The 22,451-nt window shown below is 58.1% G+C and carries 25 protein-coding genes; all 25 read left to right on the top strand.

Annotated features, from left to right (window positions below; all coding sequences use genetic code 11):
* Positions 1-44: 44 nt before the first annotated feature.
* The 25 genes from AC4FS3_RS18515 to AC4FS3_RS18635 all read left to right on the top strand — a co-directional run bounded on the left by AC4FS3_RS18515 (position 45) and on the right by AC4FS3_RS18635 (position 22,418).
* Positions 45-3,413 carry a hypothetical protein gene (locus AC4FS3_RS18515; protein WP_491021751.1) on the top strand — a complete coding sequence of 1,123 codons (3,369 nt, stop codon included), beginning with the start codon at positions 45-47 and terminating at the stop codon, positions 3,411-3,413.
* 403 nt (positions 3,414-3,816) lie between these two features.
* Positions 3,817-4,434: a hypothetical protein gene (locus AC4FS3_RS18520; RefSeq protein WP_491021752.1), complete on the top strand. Its 618-nt coding sequence runs from the start codon at positions 3,817-3,819 to the stop codon at positions 4,432-4,434.
* A gap of 55 nt (positions 4,435-4,489) precedes the next feature.
* Entirely contained in the window at positions 4,490-4,759 is a 270-nt protein-coding gene (locus AC4FS3_RS18525; RefSeq protein WP_491021753.1) for a hypothetical protein, read from the top strand.
* A 1-nt stretch (position 4,760) separates the two neighbouring features.
* A complete protein-coding gene (locus AC4FS3_RS18530) occupies positions 4,761-5,327 on the top strand; it encodes a peptidoglycan recognition protein family protein (RefSeq protein ID WP_491021754.1) in 567 nt (188 codons plus the stop codon).
* Entirely contained in the window at positions 5,327-5,572 is a 246-nt protein-coding gene (locus AC4FS3_RS18535; protein ID WP_491021755.1) for a hypothetical protein, read from the top strand. Before AC4FS3_RS18530 ends, AC4FS3_RS18535 begins: the two co-directional genes overlap by 1 nt.
* Entirely contained in the window at positions 5,569-5,868 is a 300-nt protein-coding gene (locus AC4FS3_RS18540) for a hypothetical protein (protein WP_491021756.1), read from the top strand. Before AC4FS3_RS18535 ends, AC4FS3_RS18540 begins: the two co-directional genes overlap by 4 nt.
* Positions 5,792-6,088: a hypothetical protein gene (locus AC4FS3_RS18545; protein WP_491021757.1), complete on the top strand. Its 297-nt coding sequence runs from the start codon at positions 5,792-5,794 to the stop codon at positions 6,086-6,088. The genes AC4FS3_RS18540 and AC4FS3_RS18545 overlap by 77 nt, the downstream gene beginning before the upstream one ends.
* A gap of 139 nt (positions 6,089-6,227) precedes the next feature.
* Positions 6,228-6,449 carry a hypothetical protein gene (locus AC4FS3_RS18550; protein ID WP_491021758.1) on the top strand — a complete coding sequence of 74 codons (222 nt, stop codon included), beginning with the start codon at positions 6,228-6,230 and terminating at the stop codon, positions 6,447-6,449.
* Between the two features lie 4 nt (positions 6,450-6,453).
* Positions 6,454-6,876 carry a hypothetical protein gene (locus AC4FS3_RS18555; protein ID WP_491021759.1) on the top strand — a complete coding sequence of 141 codons (423 nt, stop codon included), beginning with the start codon at positions 6,454-6,456 and terminating at the stop codon, positions 6,874-6,876.
* A 2-nt stretch (positions 6,877-6,878) separates the two neighbouring features.
* Positions 6,879-8,630 carry a phage head spike fiber domain-containing protein gene (locus tag AC4FS3_RS18560; RefSeq protein ID WP_491021760.1) on the top strand — a complete coding sequence of 584 codons (1,752 nt, stop codon included), beginning with the start codon at positions 6,879-6,881 and terminating at the stop codon, positions 8,628-8,630.
* Entirely contained in the window at positions 8,627-9,538 is a 912-nt protein-coding gene (locus AC4FS3_RS18565; RefSeq protein WP_491021761.1) for a hypothetical protein, read from the top strand. Before AC4FS3_RS18560 ends, AC4FS3_RS18565 begins: the two co-directional genes overlap by 4 nt.
* Complete coding sequence (locus AC4FS3_RS18570; RefSeq protein WP_491021762.1) at positions 9,535-9,924, top strand: hypothetical protein; 390 nt, start codon at positions 9,535-9,537, stop codon at positions 9,922-9,924. The genes AC4FS3_RS18565 and AC4FS3_RS18570 overlap by 4 nt, the downstream gene beginning before the upstream one ends.
* 83 nt (positions 9,925-10,007) lie before the next feature.
* A complete protein-coding gene (locus AC4FS3_RS18575; RefSeq protein WP_491021763.1) occupies positions 10,008-10,769 on the top strand; it encodes a PhoH family protein in 762 nt (253 codons plus the stop codon).
* Between the two features lie 95 nt (positions 10,770-10,864).
* Entirely contained in the window at positions 10,865-11,584 is a 720-nt protein-coding gene (locus tag AC4FS3_RS18580) for a hypothetical protein (RefSeq protein WP_491021764.1), read from the top strand.
* A gap of 52 nt (positions 11,585-11,636) precedes the next feature.
* Positions 11,637-12,974: a DnaB-like helicase C-terminal domain-containing protein gene (locus AC4FS3_RS18585; protein WP_491021765.1), complete on the top strand. Its 1,338-nt coding sequence runs from the start codon at positions 11,637-11,639 to the stop codon at positions 12,972-12,974.
* A 3-nt stretch (positions 12,975-12,977) separates the two neighbouring features.
* The gene (locus tag AC4FS3_RS18590; protein WP_491021766.1) at positions 12,978-13,688 is read left to right on the top strand and encodes a hypothetical protein; all 711 of its coding nucleotides are present in this window, start codon (positions 12,978-12,980) and stop codon (positions 13,686-13,688) included.
* Positions 13,681-14,796 carry a hypothetical protein gene (locus tag AC4FS3_RS18595; RefSeq protein WP_491021767.1) on the top strand — a complete coding sequence of 372 codons (1,116 nt, stop codon included), beginning with the start codon at positions 13,681-13,683 and terminating at the stop codon, positions 14,794-14,796. The genes AC4FS3_RS18590 and AC4FS3_RS18595 overlap by 8 nt, the downstream gene beginning before the upstream one ends.
* Positions 14,797-14,873: 77 nt before the next feature.
* On the top strand, positions 14,874-15,383 hold the full coding sequence (locus AC4FS3_RS18600; RefSeq protein ID WP_491021768.1) for a WGR domain-containing protein: 510 nt from the start codon (positions 14,874-14,876) through the stop codon (positions 15,381-15,383).
* 1 nt (position 15,384) lies between these two features.
* Positions 15,385-15,948 (top strand): hypothetical protein, encoded by a 564-nt coding sequence (locus AC4FS3_RS18605; RefSeq protein WP_491021769.1) that lies wholly within the window; start codon positions 15,385-15,387, stop codon positions 15,946-15,948.
* Between the two features lie 9 nt (positions 15,949-15,957).
* Positions 15,958-17,385, top strand: a complete 1,428-nt coding sequence (locus AC4FS3_RS18610) for an ATP-dependent DNA ligase (RefSeq protein ID WP_491021770.1) — start codon at positions 15,958-15,960, stop codon at positions 17,383-17,385.
* Positions 17,382-17,879, top strand: a complete 498-nt coding sequence (locus AC4FS3_RS18615) for a Y16D family protein (protein ID WP_491021771.1) — start codon at positions 17,382-17,384, stop codon at positions 17,877-17,879. Before AC4FS3_RS18610 ends, AC4FS3_RS18615 begins: the two co-directional genes overlap by 4 nt.
* Positions 17,880-18,259: 380 nt before the next feature.
* Complete coding sequence (locus tag AC4FS3_RS18620) at positions 18,260-19,144, top strand: replication initiation protein (protein WP_491021772.1); 885 nt, start codon at positions 18,260-18,262, stop codon at positions 19,142-19,144.
* Positions 19,145-19,338: 194 nt separating this feature from the next.
* Positions 19,339-19,746: a hypothetical protein gene (locus tag AC4FS3_RS18625; protein ID WP_491021773.1), complete on the top strand. Its 408-nt coding sequence runs from the start codon at positions 19,339-19,341 to the stop codon at positions 19,744-19,746.
* 77 nt (positions 19,747-19,823) lie between these two features.
* The gene (locus AC4FS3_RS18630) at positions 19,824-20,045 is read left to right on the top strand and encodes a hypothetical protein (RefSeq protein ID WP_491021774.1); all 222 of its coding nucleotides are present in this window, start codon (positions 19,824-19,826) and stop codon (positions 20,043-20,045) included.
* 51 nt (positions 20,046-20,096) lie between these two features.
* On the top strand, positions 20,097-22,418 hold the full coding sequence (locus AC4FS3_RS18635; RefSeq protein ID WP_491021775.1) for a cobaltochelatase CobT-related protein: 2,322 nt from the start codon (positions 20,097-20,099) through the stop codon (positions 22,416-22,418).
* Positions 22,419-22,451: the final 33 nt, after the last annotated feature.

A 22,451-nucleotide genomic window follows, 5' to 3' on the forward strand; every position in this document is an offset into this window, starting at 1 on the left:
TGGACTTATAGTCCACCCGTAAATTCGACTGTCTGGAGTGAACTATGCCCGTCTACACTGGTCTCGGCGCCTACAGCGCTTATGGCGTGCAGACTCTGACCTGGGGGCAGCCGATCGAGGTCACTCCCGGCAGCACCTATACGGTCTATGCGCGCCTTCGCTCCGTTATGTCGATGCGCGATCCGGTATTCAGCATCGGCCTCGAGCTGTCCAACGGCACCACCGTATGGGCGAAGTCGGGACAGATCATTACCTCGACATCCTGGACCGAGACGCAGGGCAACGTGTTGATTCCGGCCGGCGTCACCTCGGCGATCCTGAAGATCACGCAGACCGACATTCTTGCCTCGTTTGAGGTCGATGAGTTCAAAGCGGGCGATGTGACGCTCGCGCTTCAGATGGCAGCTCAGGTCACCGCCGCGGCAGGCTCCGCCACCACGGCAAGCACGAAGGCTACCGAGGCAAGCCAAAGCGCCAATGCCGCTGCCAGCTCCGCGACGACCGCAACGACCAGGGCAGGTGAAGCGGCAACCTCGGCCGGTCAGGCAGCCAGCTCTCGCACTGATGCTCTCGGCGCCGCATCTACCGCGACCACTCAGGCGGGACTGGCCGTCACGGCGCGCAACGATGCCCAGACCGCTGCCGGGCAGGCTGCCGGTTCAGCAACCGCGGCTGGCACCTCTGAGACCAATGCCGCCGCATCGGCGACCACCGCGGGTCAACAGGCCGGTATCGCGACCACACGCGCCGGCGAGGCGTCGACTTCGGCCGGCACCGCCTCGACGAAGGCAACCGAGGCTGCAACCTCGGCTTCTGACGCCTTAGGGCATCGCAACGCGGCCGCCACTTCGGCTGGCGTGGCTGCGACGAATGCCACGAACGCGGGCAACAGCGCCAGCGCCGCCAGCACCTCGGCTAGTCAGGCATCGACAAGCGCGACCAACGCGGGCAACTCTGCAACTGCGGCCTCTGGCAGCGCCACCACGGCGAGCACTCAGGCCGGCCTTGCGCTGACCCGCGCCAATAACGCTGCAGCCTCGGAAACGAACGCGGCCGGCTCTGCTACGGCCGCCGCTGCGTCTGTGAGCCTCGCTGCACTTGCAATGAATTCAGGTATGGCGAAAAACCCTACCTTTACGGAATGGCCTGGCGCCGCCAACACCTCCCCGACGAACTGGCAAGTTATTTCCGGCACTGTTGGCGCCTTTGCCAAGGTTGCTGGCAAATACGGCAATGGCGTTCAGCTTGATACCACCGCAAATACCGCCGTTGGGCCTTACCTCCAGATGCAGTCCATTCATATGAATGGACTTGTTAATCCGTCTAAGGTTCTCTTCACGCTGGAAGCAGAGCCGTTGACTGGCACTCTGACAGGCATGATTGCTGAAGTCGGCTGGCATAATGGCACCGCCTGGACTTTTGCGAGTAAGAACATCGGCGCCACCTTCACGGTAGGTGGCGGTATTCAAACATATCAGGGTGTTTTTGAGCGTCCGGCTTCTCTGGCGGGCGCCACTATCACGAACCTGATGGTTCGCATCCTGCCATCTTACAACAATGCAGGCGGTGTTCGCTCGGTCAATAACACGATCATTCATAGGCTCGACGCTCAGGAGATCAAGGCTGACTCCTATATCGACCAGCAGCTCTCCACAAAGGCTTCGCTCGACGGTCTGATGTCCTCGACCTACCTGATGAGGGTTAAGGCTGGCGGTGCGTCGGCCGGCTTCGAAATGGTTGCGACGTCGAGTCCAACCGGCTCGGCGTCTGCCATTCGCATGAGCGCCGACGAATTCATCATGGATGGCACGATCAAGACCCCGCACCTCGCGGCTGGTCTGATCACCGCATCCAAGATGGCGATCGGCGATTTGTCGAACCTCTTCCCTGACTATGACTGCATGGATCCCGAGTTCTACACATCGAACGGTCCTGCGATCTCCTTCGTAAACACCACCGCAGCCGCCTATGGCGCGCGCGATGTCGGGATCAACAGCAACGGCGAGCTGTATTCCGGCTGGGTGTCGGTCGATGGTGATGCGGAACTGATGGTTGCCGGCTCAACCAGAAACAATGCAGCCGCCGCCGGTCGGACTGGCACGCTCTATATCGAGTTTGGCACCTATGTCGGCTCGAGCAACTCTGTCACTATCACCCGTCAGGTTCAGGTTCACACCGCGACCAATACGACAGCTGCAAATGTCGCTACTGTGAACGTCACCGCTGGCGCCAATGAGGACCGCTTCAGGTTCAAGCTCGTTGCTGCGGGCGCCGGCGGCACGGTTGCAACCTCCGTGCGTATGGGCGCGATGCGCGTGATGCGGCGCACCACAGGCTCGCTGCTGGTCAATGGCGCGGTCACCTCGGCGCACGTCACCACGGGCGAGCTGCTTACGGTCAGCGCGCAGATCCGCAATGCAATCATCACCGATGCCCATGTTGCGAACCTGTCTGCTGCCAAGCTGACGGCTGGCAGCGCTTTGGCCGCGACGATCACGGTCTCTGGCACTGCGTTGTCCACGATCAACTCCAACGCTTCTCTGGGCGCGCAAAACCCTGCGACCCGCATCAACTCGGGCACCACGACCATTGACCCGGGTAAGATCCTGATCTCGGGCTCGGCTACTCTGTCGAACTGGCGGGGCTCGACCGACACAACTGCGATCAATGGCGGGCAGATCGAGACGGACTCGATCAACGCCCGCGCAATCAAGGTTGGTCTGCTTCAAAACCTCGTTCAGAATGGTGACTTTTCTGACACCAGTGTATTGCCTGGAACCTACTGGATTTCAGCCGCCGGAACGGTCGCCTGGAATACGACTGAGACCTATATGGGGTCTGCAAGTCTCATGGCGACCAAAACAGTAGCTTCCTCTTCGCATAGCGTCTACGTTCCGCCAGCTAAGCGCTTTCCAGTTGTTGAGGGTGAGAAGTTCGCTGTTTCCGCCGTCGTTAAGGGTAACGCCTCGGCTGCGGGTGGCTTCTATCTGCGTGTCTACTGGTATAACGCGGCCGGCACCATTCTTCCCGCGCCGAACCAGATTTCATCTGTGGTTCCTGACAGTCGGCCGATCACGACCGCCTGGACGAAATGGGAAGGTCAGGTGACTGTTCCTGTCGGTGCTGCCACCGCTGAAGTTCGGGTGATCAACCACAGCAACCAGACCACTGCGACGATCCTCTACATCGGTCAGGTTCGCGCTCAGCGCGTAACAGGGACGGTTGATATCGCTGATGGCGCAGTGACCGCTGACAAGATCAACGTGACTAGCCTTTCTGCTGTCTCTGCAAATATCGGGACGTTCCAAAGTGCAACCTCTGGAGCGCGTGTGAAAATCCAGGACGATGCGATCATTGTCTATCATGCAAACGGAACCATCGCTGTGATAATCGGAAACCTTGCGAGGACGTGATGATAAGTATTCCATTACTTATCTTGAAAGAGGTATGATCTATGTGGACGAAAACAGATCAATCTTTGCCTTTACCAGTTTGTAAGGAAGGTGTTGATGGCTCTTTGACAATGAAAGTCGGAATTTAAAATGTCATATGGAATCAGTGTGCAAACCAGTCGCGGAGATACGGATCTCTCCACGGTTGTAGGCTTGCGTATTGTGATGAGACACACTGTTACAGTATTAGCAGATGGAAGTGTATCACTCCCGCCAGGATTTGATTCCAGTAAATGCCGGGTTTTCTGTCACATGAACATCGCAAGGGTATCAATTAATACCTCCAACAATACAGTTGAATGGAAGGTGAGCACTATGAATTCAGGCGCCAATAGCTTTGAAATACTGATTGTGGAGATTTGATATGTTTGGATTCCAAGTGAAAAATGACTCTGGCGAAGTAATATTAGACTCCAACCGTCCGGGGTTCGCACTGGCATCCAGACAGACTGTTATCACGGATAGCAATGGCCGAGTTAATATTCCTTCTGAGAATGGGTTGCCGCTCATTGATCTTAACATCAATGATTCATTGGCATATGGCCTCTCAGATCCGAACTATTTCAACTACATAAACACCATCGGCAGACCCAATAATATCGCATATATTAAGGGGTTCGATCAAATCGGCCCTCCAACCGGGTATGGCATAGTCGTAAAGAACGAAGCGGGTGATATCACATTTAGCTCCAGCGCTCCTCTTCTGGCTATTCGACAGGCCGTAAACGGAGTTTTCCCGGCATCAGGTATAACAATGGATATTCCAATCTCCGCAGATGTGACCCATGTTTTTTGGTCGTCGAGCTTGCGAGCTATTCAGCCTGTAATGCCACAGAACGTTGGGCGTGTTCATATGCCTGCTATAAGAAGAACCACGGCGACAAATATACAGATCTATAGCGCTGTAGTAGCCAACGGGCCAGCGATAAGCCTCGGCCCGATCGACGCCACTTACTGCCTGATGACTGCCGTCATTATTTGACTTCCATTTAGGCTTAGCACGTGATACGTAAGTCCTTACTTATTTGGGGGCTGCGATGTCTGATGAGGCTAAACCTGGATTTCTCGTGACCCAGAGTAAGATTGCTCTGGTGCTCTCCATTGTGACGCTTCTGGGGCTTGGATTCCAGGGCTCTAAATTCCTGCTCGACACCAACCACCGGATCTCCCGGCTCGAGGAGCGGTGGACTGAAATGGAGGGCACTCAGAAGGATGTCGCCTCCGAACTGCGCAACCTGAACAAGTCCATCACCGACCTCAACCTCGTGCTGCGCGAGATCCAGGTGCGGCAGGACAAAGGAAACTGACATGAGCTTTCTGTCCAAAATCGGCGTGCGAAAGAACCGCTATGAGCTTCCGGCCCTGTGGATGCCCGACGCCAAAATGAAGCGGATCATTGGTCACTGGACCGGCGGCAGCTATGTCGCGTCCTCGCTCGACAAGGAGCACTACCACTTCGTCGTCGATGGCGACGCGGAAGTGATCCGCGGTCTGCACTCGATCAAAGCCAACGAGGTGATCGGCTCGAAGTCGCAGGACGAATACGCCGCTCACACCAAGGGCACCAACACGGGCGCGATCGGCATCTCCATGTGCGGGGCTGCGGGGTCGACCGAGGCGCCTTTCCATCCCGGCAATTTCCCGATCCGTGAGCTGCAGTGGCAGCGCATGGCTGAGGCTATGGCCTCGCTGTGCAAGCGCTACGGCATCCCGGTGACCGACAAGACTGTGCTGACCCATGCCGAGGTTCAGACAAACCTGGGCATCAAGCAGAATGGGAAGTGGGACATCGCCAAGCTGACTTTCGGCTCGGGGCTCACTAACGCCAAGGCTTGCGGTGACGATCTCCGCCGGCGCGTGAAAGAGGCTATGTGATGAAAGACCCGATGCCTCAGAAATCGAACCGCACCTTTTCCAAGCGGTTCGTCTTCGTCAACGTGGCACTGGCCTGGTTGCTGATGTTCTTCTCGGTCGTCTTCCAGCAGGCGGAGCATGTGATCGCGGCCGGCTTCGCGCTGATCGCGACTCTGTTCGGCGTCTATGCGGGCGTCGGGCATCTGGACTTCCGCAACGCCGTCAAGCTCTCCATCGACCAGCTCGTGAAAGGGAACGCGAAATGAAGGACTTCCTGATCGCGGTGATCGTTCTCGTGGCTGTGGCGTTCGCCTCCTACAAGACCGGCTACAAGGTCGCTGAGACGCGCTTTGAAGCTCAAGCTACCCTTGCTGCTCAGATTGTGAAGGATGCGGTTTCTCGCGCTTCTCACGCGCTCTCTGAGCTCGCCGAAACCGTATCGGTCGCTGAGCGCGACGATGACGCGAAACTGAAGGAGATCGAAGATGCTGCGGCTGCTGTCGGTGCTGTTTGCACTGTCTCTGTTGAGCGCCTGCGGGGCCTCGACGCCATCGCCAACTAATGTCGATCTGCCAGAGCTGCCGGCGGAGCTGAAGAAATGTCCGCGCCTGCAGAGCATCAGCGAGCGGGCAGGGAGTGCCGTCGAGATCGGCGATGACCAGATGAAGACCTGGTGGGCTCAGGACCGGACTGTCGCGGTGAAGTGCGCCAGGCGCGGTGATGCTCTTGTCGGTTTCTACGAGGATCTGCGTAAGGATCTGGCAAACGCACCGGACAAGTGACCAATCCTGATCCGTCTCTGGTAGTATATACTTTGTTTATAGCTAGATAGCTGATTATATACTACCAGACCCGGCTCGGGACGTTGACCGCCTCTATGCAGGATGGTAAGTATGGACTTACTTAGCATAGGAAGCTGTCATGGCAATCAAGAATGTGACCGACACCTGGGCGAGCGTCACGCTTACCAAGGATGAGATCTGGGTCGTGAACGCTGGCGTTCTGTTGGTTTCGACCGATACCGCGGAGACGCGCTCCGGTTCGCGCATCGGCCCGCTCCAGGCGGCCCCGTTCCGCGCCGGCCAGACCGTCTATTACAAGCGCGGCGCCCGGCTCTACACCGAAGTCGAGCGTATGGGCTAAGACAATGGCCCTGAAGACCTGCACCGTAACCGCCACGCTGTCGAAAGCGAACGGCACTCCGTCCCAGAGCCACATGAAGTTCGCCTTCAATGGTATCGACAGCGATGGCGGAATCATCGTGCCACCGCATGTCGTTGTTGCGCCGGTGGCCGATGGCGTCATGACGACTGGACTTTGGCCGAACTCGCGCGGGATGCGCGGCACGCGCTACGAGGTCTTCGTCTCCCTCAATTCCTCGCCGGGTATCGTCTATGGCGACACCTTCATCGGCTACCTGACCGTGCCTGACATTGCGAGCGCGAGTCTCTCCGACCTGATGGCTCTGCCGCCGCTGCCTGGCATCTCTGAAACCGTGGTGCTTTCGAGCGCTGAATACGCCGCGATCGCTAACCCCGATCCGCGCAAACTCTACCTGATTGTGGGATAAGCATGGATCACTTCCAGTCCGTCTTCATTGGTAAGCGTCCCGTCGAGGCGATCTATCGCGCCTCGACGATGCTTTATAGCTGGTCTCCAGGCCGTCTGTTCCCGGAAGGGAGCGCATCTGTCTGGGCGCGCGGAATGCGCGCCGATGGTGTTTATCAGGAGGCGACTGGTGGCGTGTCCGCGCTCGCTCTGTCTGCTGGAGATCCTGTTGGTTTCGTGTTGAACACCGCCTCCGGTCAGGCGCGTCAACTCGGTTCTATTGTTCTCAGCTCTGGCTGGACCGAGGTGTCTCCGGGTCTCTACGAGAAGACGACGCCTGGGTTTAGCGGCGTGAGTCAGTCAGAACTTCTGTCGCCTGCTATTGGCAGTTGTATGCGCGTTGTGGTTGAGGTTGTTACGCGCACCGCAGGAACAATTCAGGTCTACCGTCGCAGAGCGGAGTCGGCCACCAATGAGGTTGTCCGGTCCTCTTCGGTCGTCGGGTCTTTTGATACGGTTGCGCGTGTGTTGGCGAACTCCGGGACTGGTAATACAGGCGCAAATACCGGCCTTTGGGTTGATAGTGGAACATTCACCGGCCGCATTCGCGTTCGCTTCGAGCTGCTGCCGCAATACTCGCTGGAGCAGGCGACGGCGCTCTCGCGCCCAACGCTGGCGCGCTCGCCTCGCGGCGGTCGGCGGAACCTGTATTTGCAGACCAATAACATGACAACTTCCGCAGGGTGGCAGATGCATGGTAATCCTATCCAAGGTGGAGCCACTGCGTCTCCTTGGGGAGATGAACCGGCATACCTTTTTACGAACACCGCCGGAACGTCGACTTTTCTCAGGCCCCCAGGAGGAGATAATCTCCTTCGAGGAACCACTTACATACGGAGCATCCGCGCAAAACTGATAGCCGCTGCTCCGGCCAGCTCGGTAACCAACATTATTGCCCTTGAACAGTCGTTGGGGTCTGCAACTTCCGCAGTCAGGTTCAACATGCTGACCGGAACCATCGAGCAGGCCAGCGCTGGCGCCATCGGTGATATTATCGCGCTCGGCGACGGATGGTATGAGCTGACCGCCAAATTCACCACCGCTGTAAGTGGTGGCTCTGAGCCTGGCGCCCGAGTGATTTATCTGGGCAATTACGGCGGTTCCGTGAGCGCCTCGACTTTCGCCATTGCTATGCCACAGCTTGAGATCGGCTCTGTTAAGACAACATATCAGCGCGTTGTCAGCGCCAACGACATCACCGAGGTTGGAAAGCCAGATATCTGGCATCTCTGGAATGACGGAAACGATACTCTCGCGACCGTGCTTCCGGCCGGCACTTACGGTGTCGCCTCTGTCGATCACTATGGCTTCGTCTCATTTAGCACTGTGGTTTCAGATGGTGTTAACCCGATTAACGCTTTGCGCACTGAGCGTCAGGCTGACGTGATTATCCGTCCCGGCGCATTCTCTGAAGGTGAGAAGGCTCAGATCCGGTCTTACTGGAGTCATCTCGCTGATCCCGCCGCAACACTGGCCGTCGCTAGCGGCTCTGGTTACGCAGGCTCTGTCTATAATTCGACATTGGCTGCGCAGTGGTTCGCCGATGACGTGGCGATCGCAGGTGCAATCGGAACAAATTGGACGATGACGCGCGACTACGAAGGTAAGGCGATCCGCTGTGGAAACAGTAACGTCATAAAAATGTGGATGATCGGCGATCTGTTTGCGGCAGGCACAGCTGGACACTACTCAAAAGGCTACGAGGTAACGCAATGACGATCATGTTTCAGGACACCGCCGGCACCACCCCAGTAACCCTTCCCGACCAGCCCGTGGGACTTGCAAAGCGCCTCGCGGGATCGGTCGACGCTTCGCAGGCTGTCGCGCTGTCACGCCCGACACTGGCGCGCTGGCCGAAGGGCGGGCGGCGGAACTTGGCTGTTCGTAGTGTTGATGTCGCCTCTGGTGGCTGGACTGCAAACTTCGCTGGTGCTGCCACAGCTGCCGTTCAGCCAGGTGCAGGTCCGAATGGCTCTGACGCAACACTGATTACCTTTGCGGCGGGATCAGTTGGTCAGGATTGGGGATTTCCAGCGCCCGCTCAGATCGTTGGAAGATATGGCTCCATTGGTCTTTGGGTTAAAGCGGGTTCACCGGATGCTGTAGGACAAAACGTGACACTGTTCGGCAATCTGGAACAGCAAACGGTAACACTTACAAACGAGTGGGTATATCACGAACGGAGGAGGGCTACGGCTAGTGGTAGTGCTGTTCGTCAGTGGCTCGGCACATGGGGAAATCTCGCCTTTAACGGCAAGAGTATTCTGGTCAGCGAATACAACTTCATTGTGGCCGATACCCCGCTCGTGGGTGCTTTCCCGGGCTACCAGCGCGTCACAACCGCCAACGACATCACCGAAGCCGGTAAGCCCGACATCTGGCACCTCTGGAATGACGGCGGCGACAGCCTGAATGCGGCACCGCTTCCGGCAGGCACCTATGGCCTCGCTTATGCCGATGCCCTGGGCGGCGTGACCGTCACCACCGCAACCTCGGACGGCACTACGCCGATCAATATTCTGCGCACCGAACGCCAAGCAGACGCTGTTCTTCGCCGTGGCGCCTTCACGGCAGCAGAGATCGCCAAGATTACACAATACTGGAAAGAAAGGTATGCGGCATGATCCGTATCACGATCGCCTGCCCCGAGGCTTATATCGGGGATGCAAACCAGCTCGCGCTCTGCATAGGCTTCACTGAAGCTGATGGTGAGACCTATGGCGAGGCAACCTTTGTCGATGCTGATGGCAACAGGTATTCGATGGCCTCGGGTATCGTCTCGCCGGGTTTCGTGAATGCCGCGATCTCGCCGCTGACCGAGCCGGAGTGGGGTGCCGACATGGAGGCCGCAAACCGCGCTCAGGCTCTCGTTGATGTCGTGTTCGATACGGACGTCGAGTCCCTCGAGGGCGAGCCCTTTGCATCGCCGCACAAGATTGCTGCCGTGGTCGGTGATGATGTCGCGATGGCGCTGGCGACGCTCGGGATCTCGCTCGCGGATAAAGTGTGATCTGCGGTAAGTAATCCCTTACTTATCTTCGGGACTTAGGCTAGGGTTTCTCTACGACCACAACCTAAGTCCCGGAGCCCTCGATGCCCAAATCCCCCAAGACAGCCGCACGTCAAGCCCGCCGTCAGGCGCGCACTCAGGTCCGTGAAGAACGCCGGTCTGCCCGCAGCCCTCAGCCCACCTTTGAAGACCTGAGCACCCGGCCGCCGGCCAAAGCGAAAGGCGAGCCTCTGGTGGCTCTGACCGAGCGCCAGGCTGACTATGGTGACGCCATCGACGAGTCCCGCATTACCTTCGGCATCGGTCCTGCGGGCACCGGCAAGACCTATTTCGCGACGCGCCTTGCCGCTGAGGCTCTCGACCGCGGCGAGATCGAGAAGATCTACCTGACCCGGCCGGCTGTCGAGGCAGGCGAGAGCCTCGGTTTCCTGCCCGGTGACTTGAGCGAGAAATACGAGCCCTATCTGCGGCCGTTCAAAGACGCGCTGATCGACCACTTCGGGCAGGGTCACATGGAATACCTGATCAGGAAGGGCAAGATTGAGCCCGTCCCGCTGGGCTTCCTGCGCGGCTCGACCATCAAGGACGCCTGGATGCTGGCTGACGAGATGCAGAACGCCACCAAGAGTCAGATGAAGATGCTGCTGACCCGGATCGGCAAGAACTCCAGCTTCATCGTGAACGGCGATCCGAAACAGTGCGACATCAGCCCTTCCAGCTCCGGGCTCGAGGATGCAACCAAGCGCCTGCGCGGCCGCGACGGCATCAAGGTCGTCTGTTTCTCGCGTGAGGATGTGGTCCGGGATGACATCGTTGCTGAGATCCTCGAGGCTTACGACGGCTGAGAAACGGTTGAAGCGGGAGATCAAACGGTCTCTCGCTTCCCATGAGAACAAGCGCTCTTGCTGCGGTATAAGCAAGAGAAGCAGCGAGAGACATAATGGCAGTTCTGATCAAGTTACCCTCTGAAGAGGAGCATCCCGACTTGTCCATCGACGACATCCTGATGAGCCCGATCCAGGACAAATGGCGTCAGTATGACAAGGAGTTGTTCGGTGTGAAGTGGTGGGACTATCGCTTCATGTCGCCGACCGAGGCGACCTTTGTCTATATCGACGCTTTCGGTATCGAGGCGCGCAAGGTCTATTCGCGGGACATCGACTATGAACGGGCTAAGCATATTCGCGTGGTGACCGCGGAAACGATCAAGAAAGGTCTGCTGGAAAACGAGGAGAAGGCCAAGAAGTCGTTCAGCGGCTTCTGGCGTGGCCGGCAGGTCGCTGATGCTCTCGGGATGCCGTATGCGATCTACCTCGCTGAGGCTCTTAACTCTCGGATGCGGGCCTGGCAGCGCACCCATCTCCCGACGCCCAATCAGGTCTATCGCGACCGGGACGTCGAGCATGTGTCGAAGCGCTGGAGCGAGCTGACTGAGGCCCGGATCTTCTACGCAGACCACCATGCCTATCTGGCTCAGAACTATGTCGGCGCCCCGATCCAGAAGCTGTATTTCGACAGTCTGTTTGAGAGGGCAGGGCGCACCACCGACCGGACGGCCACGCTGGTCGATATGATCCGCGACGACCGTATGCCGATCGAATATCTGACCGCTCACGCAGAGCAAGGGATCTGCGAGCGGGTGCTTACGTCCCTGACGTAACCGTTTTTCTTCTGTGCTATACGATAAGTAAGCACATACCTACGAGGACCACATGAGTGATGAGGAAGTGATCGAGGTCGAAGCGACCTACGATTTCGATGAGGGTTTTCAGGATAAGATCGCCGGTATCTTCGCCCGCGATACCTCCTTCGCGAAGCGTGTCACCGATCTGGTCAAGCCTGAGTATTTCAGCAACGCCGGCACGGCCGAGTTCATTCGTATCTGTCAGGACCACATGCGCAAGTTCGGGAACGTCCCGGACAAGGTGACTTTCGTCAAGATCCTGAAGGATCTGGTGGCCGCCAAGAAGCTGCGCGACGATCTGCTTGATGGCGTCAAAGAGGCGTTCATCAAGTCGACCAAAGCGGACATCACCAACTCGGCCTTCGTCGCCGAGGAGGTTGCGACCTTCGCCAAGCACCAGGCGATCCAGAACGCGATGATGCAGTCCATCCCGCTGCTGGAAAAGGGTGACTTTGACAAGATCCGGGAACTGATGGGCACCGCGACCCAGGTTGGTTTGACGGACGACTGGGAAGATTACGACTACTTCAAGGAGGTCGAGTCCCGGACGGCCCGCCGCGAGGATATCGCGACCGGCTCTGTGATCCGCACTGGCATCACCTCCGGCTACTCGAAGGTCGATTGCCACCTCTACCACAACGGCTGGGGTCGCAAGGAGCTGTCGTGTCTGATGGGGCCGGCCAAGTCCGGTAAGTCGCTGGGTCTTGGTGACTTCGCAAAGAACGCCAGCCTCGCCGGCTACAACGTCCTCTATGTCTCGCTCGAGGTGGCAAAGGAGATCATCTCCGAGCGCATCGACGCCGCGCTGACCGACACCCTGATGCGCGAGCTGGTCAATGACCGCGCCAAGGTCGAGGCCGAGGTTAAGCGTCTGCAGGCAGGCGCCGGTGTTTTCAAGGTTATCGACTTCCCGTCAGGCACCTTGAAGGTCAGTCACCTGAACCGGGTGCTGGAGAAATATCGCGACCAGGGCATCGTGTTCGATCTGGTTGTCGTGGACTATGCGGACATCATGAACCCCGAGCGGGCGTCAGACGAGCTGCGCGAGGGTCTGCGGCGCATCTACATCGACCTGCGCGCTCTGGCGCACATCTGGAACATCGCGCTTCTGACAGCAACCCAGACGAACCGTGACGGCGCCAAAGCGGTGACCGCCAAGGCGACCGATGTGGGTGACGACTGGAACAAGGTCCGCACGGTCGACATCCTGATCGGGATCAACGCGACCGAGGCTGAGAAGGCCGCCGGCGAGGCAAGGCTCTTCTGGGCCATCTCCCGGAACACTGCGGACGGTTTCAGCCTCCGCATCAAGCAGGACCGCGAGAAGATGCAGTTCCTGAAAGACGTGATCGCCATCGAAAGGTAAGCCATGAGCATCGACATTGAGAAGATCAAGAAACACCTGGAAGAGGCCTTCGTGGACGACTTCCCCGGCACCCGGGCACACGGGAAGAGCGAGCTGGAGAAGGTTGCAATCCAGATGGCTCAACAGCTGGTGCGGAGTGCGAGCGCATCCTCAGTTGAGCGTTTTTCCTTCAAGGCGAATGTGTCAGAGGACTGGGGTTCGATTTCGTATTCGATCAGTCCTGTGGCTGATGAGAAAGGCGAATATGTGCGCCACGCCGATCACGTTCTGGCTTTGAAAGCGAAAGAGGCGAAAAACGAGGAATCTGAACACGTCTTCTATCTCGGCGCAGTGGATAAGCGCGTGGCACAGCTGAGCGAGGCTGAGGTTTGGCAGCTCTGCCTCGATGGTGACGAGTTTGATCGGGAGGGCATCATTGGTGATTGCTTCCTTCGCAGGGTCACCGAAGACTGGATGAAGGCTATCGGCATTGATGATCATGCGGCTCTGCGGATGAGAGAGTTCACGGCCGCCGCGCACAAGCGCCGCTCGATCACTCGCCCCAAGTCGGTAGAGGCGGGACGGCCTGACCTGATCGAGCGCCTGCTTTCTATCGCAGAGGGTCAGGATGCCTATGCGAAACAGGTCTTCAACCATTTCAGCACAGGGTCGATCCTTCGGGAGGCCGCAGCTGCTCTCCGTGACCAGTCCACTCCGGTGCATCGGAATGGCTAAGATCACCGACGCCGAATTGGAAGAGCTCGACATGGAGTTCTTCCTCGAGCGCGAGTCTGTGCCGTTTCGGGTCGGCCGCGGCGTCTCAGGCGTCCAGCTGCACATCCAGAACTGCCCGAACCCCAGCTGCCGCGACAACCGCTGGCGCACCTACTTCGGCGTCGAGACGGGCAGGGGTAACTGCTTCGTCTGCGGCGAAGGCTTCTCCAAGCTGCGCTACATCCACGACCAGCTCGACCATGACAACTGGGGCGACACGTTCAAGGCGATCGAGGAGATCCTGCGCGAGCAGGGCTGGCGGCCGAAGCGTGAGGCGATGGTGCGCGTCGAGGTCGGTGAGATCCAGCTGCCGATCAGCACACCGATCCCGGACGAAGATGGCGCCAACATCGAATATCTCGCCCAGCGGGGCATCCCGTCGGAGATCGCCAAATACTTCGAGCTGCGGATCTGCGAGTTCGGCTGGTGGAAATTCAAGGATCAGGACGGCAAGGTCCAGATGCAGAATTTCGGGAACCGGGTGATCATTCCTGTTTTCGACATCGACGGGACGCTTAAGACCTTCCAGGGGCGCGACATCATCGGAACCAGCGACCGGAAATACCTCTTTCCGAAGGAGCTGCCCGGCACCGGCCGCTACCTGCTGAACGGACACAACTGCGTTGCCTCGACGCGCGCCTGCATGGGCGAGGGTATCTTCGACCTTGCGGCGATCAAGATGGCCTTTGACGAGGATGTGCAGCTGCGGGACGTGACCGCGCTCGGCTCCTTCGGCAAGCACCTGTCCTATGGTGATCCGGTCGGCAACGACCAGCTCGGCCGCTTCCACTCGCTCAAGCAGCGCGGGTTGAAGGAAGTGACGATCATGTGGGATGGCGAGGTCAACGCGCTCAAGGCCGCCCTCGACGCAGCCAAGAAGCTGACCGGCGCCGGGCTCAAGGTTCGCATTGCTCTGCTGCCCTACGAGAAAGACCCCAATGAGATCACCGCAGAGGCCGTCAGGAAGGCCTTCTACGGTGCTCGGGCGTATACCCCTCAGCTCGACATGCTCTGGCGTCTGGAGAGCCCCTACAGCACGCCTGCGCTGCGGAAACGATACGGGGTCTGACTGTCCCACCCGACAGTCTCGCGCTGCAAGCGTATAAGTAAGCACATACCTAGAAACCAGAAACGAAGCACACAGCCATGATCGAGGTCACACATTACTACGGCGTGCATCAAGGTGGCACGAAGGACTATCATCTCTACCTCTTCCAATCGAAGCAGACCGGCAACGCTCTGCTGGTGAAGCGGTGGGGTAAGACCGGCACTGACGGCCAGGTGAAGATCGAGGCTGTCGGAAGCGCTGGTCAAAACTCGCTGAACAAGGCGCTCAAGGAGCGCAAGAGCAGCGGCTATGACATGCGTCATGACGGCAGTCGCGACTATGACGACCTGGATCATGCGCTGCAGGCGTTGCCGATGGTTCACCGCCATCGTTTCTTCATCAGCCAGCTGGCGCAGCTCGATCTCTCCTATGATCGCGAGTCCCGGGACACCTATGACCCGATGAAGGCCGCGCGTGATGCGAAGTTCGGCAAGGCTGCCAGTGAGGCTCAGAAGGCGACCGACGAGGCGCGCCAGGCCGCCGCGGTAGTCGAAGCTCAGGCCGAGGCCGAAGCTCTCAAATCCAACCCCTTCTACGGGATGTTCTGACATGTCCACAGCACAATTTGGCTGCCTTTCGATGCAGAACCAGTTCTCCTTCAAGTGTCCGATCTTCGACGCCGAGGTGCAGATGCGGTCCTGCGTTTTGCTGCGCGAGAAAGTCTATGCCGGAAAGCGTGTGGAGTCCCGGCGCGGTTGTCAGGCTTGCATTCAGTCGAGCAAGTGCCCGGCTGCAGAGATGGTTCGCCGCATTTCGTTCGGATCGAATGACGCATCGGATCATTGTTCCTCGAATGAGCCAAAGGTCGGCCGGCTGCCCGGTGATCTTCTCGACCGTGTGGCGGCTGTGCTGGTGCAGGAGACGCATCTTCGTGACCACAACGTCCCGGCGGCCGAGCGCGACCTGATCGCATCCTCGCGCGCTCGTATCGAAGCTCAGGCTCTGACTGCACCGCGCGCCAAGGTCGAAGCGAAGTCGATCCGCACGTCTGCGAGCGCCGAAACCAAGCGGGCTTTCAACATGACCGAGGCGCCGAAAGCCGCCAAGGCCGAACCCATCATCAACAAAGCAGCAGCGTCCGGCGACCTCGCCGCAGCGCTGAACGCAGCATAAGGAGAGACCATGAACCTCGTTTTGAGCAGCCTGAAAGGTGACCTCGCCCCCGGCATGATGATCCAGGCGATCACCGATGCCAGCGGTCGCAACGAGAAGGAGGAGCGGCTTGCTGAGCTGGCCGCCACCGAGGAAGGTAAGCGTATCATCAACTGGTGCTACAACCCCTTCATCACCTTCGGCGTGACGCAGAAGAAGGAGCCAGTCTACGCGCCGACCGACCAGACGCACCACTGGCACCAGATGCCGGTAGTTCACAACCTGCTGACGCGCCTCGCCTCCCGCGAGCTGAGCGGCAACGCAGCCAAGGAAGCGATCAAGTCGGCCTTCGAGAGCCTGAACCCGGCTGCGGCGAAGATCCTCTGGCTGTGTCTGAACAAGGATCTGAAGGCCGGCGTGGCCGAGGCGTCGATCAAGAGCATCGACCCGACCCTGATCCCAATCTTCGCCGTCATGCGCGCTCACGCCTACGAGGAGCGCCTGGTGACCAAGTTCCCGGTCGTCGGTGAGCCGAAGCTCGATGGCAACCGGGTGAGCTTCATCGCGCGTGACGGCTCTGGTGGTTTCTTCACCCGCACCGGGCAGGTGATCGCCTCGCTCGATAAGATGGTGGCGCCGGCGCTGGAGGTTCTGCGCGATTGGTTCGCAGCCTCGCACGGTTTCGGCATGGAGCTGAGCTCGGTCAATGGCGTGCCAAACATTATGCTCGATGGCGAGATGATGTCAGTCGATGGCTTCGACGCGGTCAACGGCGCGCTGAACGCCAAAGACGACCGCACTACCGGGCTCTCCTTCAATTTCTTCGACTGCCTCACCTGGGAGGAGTTCGACGCGGTGGGTGATGTGAAAGTCACCTACGCCAATCGCCGGAAGCGCGTGAACAGCATCGCAGTCCACGCGAGCGGCATGGGTATGGCTGAGCTGATCAAGCAGACGCCGCTCGAGATCCTGAACTCGCACGAGGAGATCCAGGAGGCGTATGCGCGCTGGCGCAGCGCGGGACAGGAGGGTCTGATGGTCAAAGACCCGAATGGCTTCTACCAGAAGAAGAAGTCGCGGAGCTGGCTGAAGCTGAAAAACGAGGACACTGAGGATCTGCGCGTGATCGGCGTCTTCCAGGGTCAGGCTGACGGCAAATATGCCAACACCATTGGCGGCCTCACTGTTGATCGGAACGGGGTCAAAGTTCGGGTCTCTGGTCTGTCTGACGATGTTCGCGCGGAGATCTGGAAGCTCTGGGTCGAGACCTGCAAGGATCTGAACACGTCTGTTGATGTGGGTTATGAAGGCGAGACCTTCTTCCCGATCGCAGAGCCGGGCATCCTTCTCGGCCGGCTGATCGAGGTTGAGTTCCATGAGGTGACCAAGGATGGTTCGCTTCGTCACCCGCGCTTCGTTCGCTTCCGCGACGACAAGAATGGCGAGGTCGACAAATGAACGAGCTTTTCAAGACAGCCGAGCTGGACAAGATGAAGTGCTGGCCGATCGGCGGCTTCGCGCCCGGGTTCTATACCTGCACGTGCGTTGTCTGTGAGGAGCGGTTCAGCGGCGCCAAGGGCTCGGTCTCGTGCCTGGAGTGTGCTCTGAAAGGCATGAAGGAGCGCGTCGAGAAGCTGGCGGCCGACCATGTGCAGCTCCAGAACAAGACCGTGGAGTGGCCTGAAATGATCGTCGCGGCCGCTATTCAGGTCGAGGGTGTCACCATCTCCCTTCCTCAGCCTGCGCGGCATGGTCATGTGATGGCGGCTGCGGATGCGATGCAGCTTCCCCGGCACATGATCGTCCCTGCCTGCCAGGGCTTCCTCACCAGCGAAGGCCGGTTCGTCAACCGCGTGATGGCAAAGCACATCGCTCACCGCGCCGGCCAGCGTCAGCTTCGTTCTGAGGCCGAGCGCTCCGACCGCGACCTCTTTTCAGAGGATCTATGGTAAACCGTTAAACCTTCAGGATTCATCTTTTCAGATGTTCAAGATTCAGGGCTGATTTTGGCCCTGAAATCATTTAGTTAGCTTGCTTAAAACGAGGTTTCTGGGCTGTGCGACGAGGTTCCTGCTCTGAAGAACGAGGAGTTTGAACCGAAAAACGAGGAGTTTGAACTGAGCAACGAGAGCCTTGAACGTGGCTGGATTCTTATCCACAGACACTCCAAACTTGCTTGAAACGAGCGAATCGGATGGTATTGATTCGTTTCATGAGTATCCGTGAGTCCCATGATGGCGAAAAACGAGGAACTTGAACAATTCTTTCGCTGAAAAACGAGCAACTTGAACTGCTATCCAGGTGAAAAACGAGGGATCTGAACAGGTGCAGAATGTCAGATAAGCCGCTGGCCCGCAGGGTGATGGACATCAAGCCTCAGTTCGGTGAGGCGATCAAGCCTAGCGAGCTTATACAGATCACTGGACACCAGAATCTCACTCTGAACGCCCGCCGGGCGATCACGATCCTCTGGCATAACGCGCACCGACAGGGCATCGAAGAGGGAAGAGACTACACCATCGAGTTGGCGGATCTTCGCTCAGACGGACATCGCGGCTTAGCTCAGGTTGACGAGGCGGTTCTGCTGCTTATGCAGACCGTGCTAACGGTGAAACTCAAGGATGGTGTTGTTCGTCGTGTCCAGTTCCTCGGCGGTAATGATATGAGTGATCCAAACAGGCCAGCTGGAACGCTGACATACAGCTTCGATAAGAGGCTGGTAGAGATCCTTCGAGACTCGGCGATCTGGGGTAAGATCGCACTGCCTGTTCTGATGGCATTCTCATCAAAATACGCCGTCAGCCTCTACGAGAATGCTTGCCAGTGGACCGGCTTGCACCACAAGATCACCCAAGATTTCGACCTCGGAGAGCTTCGTTCGATCCTGGGCGTCGAGGTTGGGAAATATGAAGCGTTCGGCGACCTCAATATCCATGTTCTCAAGCCTTCCTCTCAAGAGATCAACGCTCTTGCGCCTTTCAATGTCAGTATGGTTCCTATTAAGACCGGACGCCGAGTGACCGGCGTCAAGATCGGATGGTGGCGGAAGAACAACGAAGAGCTGCAGGAGGCGTTCAAGGAAGCGCAAAGACCAAAGGTCGGTCGTAAAGCTAGACTGTCAGGCCAGGTGGATGCCGTGTTCGATCCGTCAAAGTCTGCCGGAAGTTTGGCGCGGGATGCGCGACGCGAGGCTCGCATTAGGCTTATTGATGAGTGATACTCAGAGACCCATAATGATAATTATGTAAAATACTGAGTTGGTGAACTTTCCTTCAACTCGTAGAACGTGGCAACGATAACCGGAAAGTAAGCGCTTATTTCACATCCCATGCGACTTGTTACGCTACTCGGTTTATAAACAAGAGAGCAGAAAAGTAGCAGAGGATCTTAGAAACAGCGGTGGAGAATGAAATGAAAGAAGTAAACCTGTCGGAAGTCGCGACACTTATCGCTGCAAGGTTGCAAGATATTTCCAATAGGAAGACGCAGCGCGACGTAGCCGAAGAGGTGGGTTTTCCATCCAAGAACGTCATGACGTTTCTGAAGAACGGGACTACGAAACTTCCGCTTGATCGTGTCGAAGCTATGGCGAAAGCCCTGGACCTTGACCTTGCAGCTGTGATGATGCCGGCACTGCGCCAATATTACAGCGAAGATGTGATCGGAGCGATCCGTGATACTTTCGGAGCACATGAGACCGAAACTGAGCGTCAGATCCTTGCAATCGCGCGCCAGCACATGAATACAAAGTCGCCGTTGGCATTTGAAACGCGCGAGCGACTGAAGGAAGTTTTCTCGGCAAATAAGCGCGCGGATTAACCTTCTGGTAGCCAGTATAAAAGAAGGGCGAGCGGATGCTCGCCTTTATCTTCAACTCATCTCCTTGGAGAATAAAGATGCTTGACCATCAAAGCTACAACCCTCTCGAAACCGCGGCCGTCTCTCAGGACGTCGCGCACGATGTTCTTGCGACCCACATGATCGAGTCCAATCTGGATCTTGGGTCCGCAAGTGTTCATTTGGTCACTGAACACGGATCAACAACTCGCAAACTGGTGATCCTGACGTCCTCGGGTCACGCCGCTATCATTCCACCCGACTATTTTTGCGTGTCGTGATAACTAAGTGCTTAGTTAAACACGACAGAACACGCTGAGAGAGGAAAGACAATGAACCGCGAAATCCAAGAGCTCCGTGAAGTGATTACCAAGCTGGTCCCGATGCTGACGGGCCGCGGCCTGAAGGTGACGCAGCGCGGCACTCAGGCTTACGTCACCGCTAACCCGAAGACGAACAAGCCAGAGATCGTGAACATTCCGTCGATCCCTGACAATGCGTCGTCTGACTTCATCTCCGCTGTGGCCGGCTTCGTGGATCACGAAGTCGCGCACGTCCTGTTCACCGACTGGGCAAACTACGGCGGTGATGGCAAAAAGCTCGACAAATTCTCCCCAGAAGGCCAGGCGCTGATGATGTCCCACAACATCATCGAGGACACGATGATCGAGCGCCAGATCGTCAAGACCTTCCCTGGCTCGCAGGCGAACCTCGATCGCCTGCACAAGCACTTCCTCGAGAAGATCACCACACCGGCCGTGGTTAGCGCCAAAGGCAATCAGAATATGGAGTTCTCCTATCTGATCGTGCCGATGATGCGTGCGCTCTCCGGTCAGGAGATCTTCCAGGAGTTCATGGACAAGAACGGTTATTGGAAGCATCCGATGATCGAGAACCTGCACATGGCGATGTCTGACGAGGCGCTTGAGCTGATCAAGACGGCCGACAAGACCACCCAGACCCTCGAGGTTGCGCAGGAGATCCACGACATCCTCTTCCACATGAAGAAGCGTCAGGAGGAAGAGGAGGAGAAGAAGAAGCAGGAGCAGGCTAAAAAGCAGCAGCAACAGCAGCAGAAGGCCCAGAAAGGCAAGTCTGAGGACAAGCCCGAGAAGGAAGCTGGTGCTGGTGACGGCACTGGTGAGCGCGACCACACCAAATCCGAGGAAGAAGGCGAGCCGCAAAAGAGCGAGAGCGCCGGCGCTGGTGAAGGTGAAGCCGAAGAGGGCGCTGAGGACGAGGAAGAAGGTTCGACCGGCAAGGGCAAGAAAGAGCCCGAGAAGGCCGAAGAGGAGCCTGAGGCTGAAGAGGGCTCGGGTGCCGGCGAGGAAGGCGAAGAGGAAGAAGGCGAGAAAGAGGGTGAGCCTGAGGCCGAGGAAGGCGCTGGTAAAGGTGAGCCCGAAGAGGAGGAGAAAGAGGAAGAGAGTGCTGGCGAGGGCGCTGGTGAAGAGGAAGAAGGCGAAGAAGAGGAAGGTGAGGAAGAAGGCTCTGCCGGTGAAGGTGAGCCCGAAGAGGACGAAGAAGGCGAAGAGGACGATGGCGAAGGTCTTGGCGAGGGTCAGGGCGAAGATGAGGAAGAATACGAGGACATCGCCGGCAACACCAACGCTGGATCGGACGATGAGAGCGCGGGTCAGGAAGACCATGACGGCGCCGGTGGTGAAACAGGCAAGTCGATGTTCGACATGGACCCCTCTCAGTTCACGCCGCTCGACCTGAGCAACGCGATGGCGCAGCAGATCGAGCAGATGGCTCAGAAGTCGGTCGGTGAGTCGTCCTATTCGGTGTTCACCAAGGATGAGGACCGCATCGAGGTCTTTGAGCCCAACGAAGCCAATATGCGCGACCACTGGGTGCCGGAGCTGGATGAGAAGGTCGGCGGTATGATCGGGCCGATGCAGAAGGAGATCGAGCGTCTGATGGCAGCGCAGTCGCTGTCTGTCCGCACGCCTGGTCACCGCACCGGCCGCCTGCATTCCGCATCGCTCTACCGGGTGCTGCAGGGTGACCCGCGCGTGTTCCAGCGCAAAGAGGAGCATCTGTCGAAGGACACGGCCGTTATGCTGCTGGTCGACAACTCCGGCTCTATGGGCGGTGCGAAGATGGCGACTGCGATGCAGGCCGCTTACGCTCTGGCTCAGACGCTGGAGCGCGTGAACATCCCGAATGAGATCATCGGGTTCACGACCGGCAACCTGTCGTCGGCTGCAACGCGGCAGTTCCACGAGGAGTATAACAAGGGCATTCACTTCTGCCGCAACAGCACGATTGTGATGCCGATCTATAAGCAGTTCGCCGAGCGCGTCACCCCAGCCGTCAAGCGCCGCATCGCCTATCAGGTCAACGTGCAGTATGGACTGAACAACAACACCGATGGCGAGAGCCTCGAGTATGCAGCCCTGCGGCTCATCCCGCGCCGTGAGAAGCGTAAGGTGATGCTGGTCCTGTCGGATGGTCAGCCGGTCGGCACCAACTCCGGGCCGCACCTCAAGGCCACGGTGAAGAACCTGACGCGGATCGGCGTCGAGACGGTCGGCATCGGCATCAACTCGAACGCTGTCCAGAACTTCTACCCGCGCAGCCTGGTCCTGAACCGTGTGGAAGACCTGCCCGGCGCCGTGATGGGTGAGCTCAAGCGGATTCTTACGAACTGAGGAAGTAAGTAAGGACATACTATTCCCACTAGC

The sequence above is a fragment of the Pseudogemmobacter sp. TB195 genome, assembly GCF_058313095.1.

Excerpts from the sequence above, each read along its gene's own strand:
- AC4FS3_RS18600 (WP_491021768.1), top strand. The coding sequence starts at position 14,874 with ATGATCGAGGTCACACATTACTACGGCGTGCATCAAGGTGGCACGAAG.
- AC4FS3_RS18550 (WP_491021758.1), top strand. The coding sequence starts at position 6,228 with ATGGCAATCAAGAATGTGACCGACACCTGGGCGAGCGTCACGCTTACC.
- AC4FS3_RS18610 (WP_491021770.1), top strand. The coding sequence starts at position 15,958 with ATGAACCTCGTTTTGAGCAGCCTGAAAGGTGACCTCGCCCCCGGCATG.
- AC4FS3_RS18620 (WP_491021772.1), top strand. The coding sequence starts at position 18,260 with ATGTCAGATAAGCCGCTGGCCCGCAGGGTGATGGACATCAAGCCTCAG.
- AC4FS3_RS18590 (WP_491021766.1), top strand. The coding sequence starts at position 12,978 with ATGAGCATCGACATTGAGAAGATCAAGAAACACCTGGAAGAGGCCTTC.
- AC4FS3_RS18560 (WP_491021760.1), top strand. The coding sequence starts at position 6,879 with ATGGATCACTTCCAGTCCGTCTTCATTGGTAAGCGTCCCGTCGAGGCG.
- AC4FS3_RS18520 (WP_491021752.1), top strand. The coding sequence starts at position 3,817 with ATGTTTGGATTCCAAGTGAAAAATGACTCTGGCGAAGTAATATTAGAC.
- AC4FS3_RS18540 (WP_491021756.1), top strand. The coding sequence starts at position 5,569 with ATGAAGGACTTCCTGATCGCGGTGATCGTTCTCGTGGCTGTGGCGTTC.
- AC4FS3_RS18585 (WP_491021765.1), top strand. The coding sequence starts at position 11,637 with ATGAGTGATGAGGAAGTGATCGAGGTCGAAGCGACCTACGATTTCGAT.
- AC4FS3_RS18625 (WP_491021773.1), top strand. The coding sequence starts at position 19,339 with ATGAAAGAAGTAAACCTGTCGGAAGTCGCGACACTTATCGCTGCAAGG.
- AC4FS3_RS18555 (WP_491021759.1), top strand. The coding sequence starts at position 6,454 with ATGGCCCTGAAGACCTGCACCGTAACCGCCACGCTGTCGAAAGCGAAC.
- AC4FS3_RS18595 (WP_491021767.1), top strand. The coding sequence starts at position 13,681 with ATGGCTAAGATCACCGACGCCGAATTGGAAGAGCTCGACATGGAGTTC.
- AC4FS3_RS18580 (WP_491021764.1), top strand. The coding sequence starts at position 10,865 with ATGGCAGTTCTGATCAAGTTACCCTCTGAAGAGGAGCATCCCGACTTG.
- AC4FS3_RS18530 (WP_491021754.1), top strand. The coding sequence starts at position 4,761 with ATGAGCTTTCTGTCCAAAATCGGCGTGCGAAAGAACCGCTATGAGCTT.
- AC4FS3_RS18635 (WP_491021775.1), top strand. The coding sequence starts at position 20,097 with ATGAACCGCGAAATCCAAGAGCTCCGTGAAGTGATTACCAAGCTGGTC.
- AC4FS3_RS18525 (WP_491021753.1), top strand. The coding sequence starts at position 4,490 with ATGTCTGATGAGGCTAAACCTGGATTTCTCGTGACCCAGAGTAAGATT.
- AC4FS3_RS18615 (WP_491021771.1), top strand. The coding sequence starts at position 17,382 with ATGAACGAGCTTTTCAAGACAGCCGAGCTGGACAAGATGAAGTGCTGG.
- AC4FS3_RS18515 (WP_491021751.1), top strand. The coding sequence starts at position 45 with ATGCCCGTCTACACTGGTCTCGGCGCCTACAGCGCTTATGGCGTGCAG.
- AC4FS3_RS18545 (WP_491021757.1), top strand. The coding sequence starts at position 5,792 with ATGCTGCGGCTGCTGTCGGTGCTGTTTGCACTGTCTCTGTTGAGCGCC.
- AC4FS3_RS18570 (WP_491021762.1), top strand. The coding sequence starts at position 9,535 with ATGATCCGTATCACGATCGCCTGCCCCGAGGCTTATATCGGGGATGCA.
- AC4FS3_RS18535 (WP_491021755.1), top strand. The coding sequence starts at position 5,327 with ATGAAAGACCCGATGCCTCAGAAATCGAACCGCACCTTTTCCAAGCGG.
- AC4FS3_RS18630 (WP_491021774.1), top strand. The coding sequence starts at position 19,824 with ATGCTTGACCATCAAAGCTACAACCCTCTCGAAACCGCGGCCGTCTCT.
- AC4FS3_RS18565 (WP_491021761.1), top strand. The coding sequence starts at position 8,627 with ATGACGATCATGTTTCAGGACACCGCCGGCACCACCCCAGTAACCCTT.
- AC4FS3_RS18605 (WP_491021769.1), top strand. The coding sequence starts at position 15,385 with ATGTCCACAGCACAATTTGGCTGCCTTTCGATGCAGAACCAGTTCTCC.
- AC4FS3_RS18575 (WP_491021763.1), top strand. The coding sequence starts at position 10,008 with ATGCCCAAATCCCCCAAGACAGCCGCACGTCAAGCCCGCCGTCAGGCG.